Below are 662 nucleotides of genomic sequence, written 5' to 3' on the forward strand. Positions count from 1 at the left end.
AGTCCGAAGGCGGGGTTCTGCTTGCGGATCTCGATCATGCGGCGGGTCCAGTGCAGGAGGCTGGACGGGGAGGACATGGAGGCCTCGACGTTGGTGACCTGGTAGCCGTAGACCGGGTCCATGATCGTGGGGAGGTAGAGGCGGCCGGGGTCGCTGGAGGAGAAGCCGGCGTTGCGGTCCGGGGTCCACTGCATGGGGGTGCGCACGGCGTCGCGGTCGCCGAGCCAGATGTTGTCGCCCATGCCGATCTCGTCGCCGTAGTAGAGGATCGGGGAGCCGGGCAGGGACAGCAGCAGGGCGGTGAAGAGCTCGATCTGGTTGCGGTCGTTGTCGAGGAGGGGGGCGAGGCGGCGGCGGATGCCGATGTTGGCGCGCATCCGTGGGTCCTTGGCGTATTCGGCCCACATGTAGTCGCGTTCCTCGTCGGTGACCATCTCCAGGGTGAGTTCGTCGTGGTTGCGCAGGAAGATGCCCCACTGGCAGCTGGAGGGGATGGCGGGGGTCTTGGCGAGGATCTCGGAGACGGGGTAGCGGGACTCGCGGCGCACGGCCATGAAGATGCGGGGCATGACCGGGAAGTGGAAGGCCATGTGGCACTCGTCGCCGCCGCTTGGGAAGTCGCCGAAGTAGTCGACCACGTCCTCCGGCCACTGATTCGCCTC

At 67.2% G+C, this 662-nt stretch carries 1 protein-coding gene; it reads right to left on the minus strand.

What is annotated here, in order from left to right:
* Positions 1-662, minus strand: a 662-nt coding sequence (locus tag Q8A52_RS48890) for an alpha-amylase family glycosyl hydrolase (protein WP_332845909.1), incomplete at both ends; no start/stop codon positions are given.

Origin of the sequence: Streptomyces herbicida, from assembly GCF_032656585.1 — a bacterium.
Lineage (GTDB): Bacteria > Actinomycetota > Actinomycetes > Streptomycetales > Streptomycetaceae > Streptomyces > Streptomyces herbicida.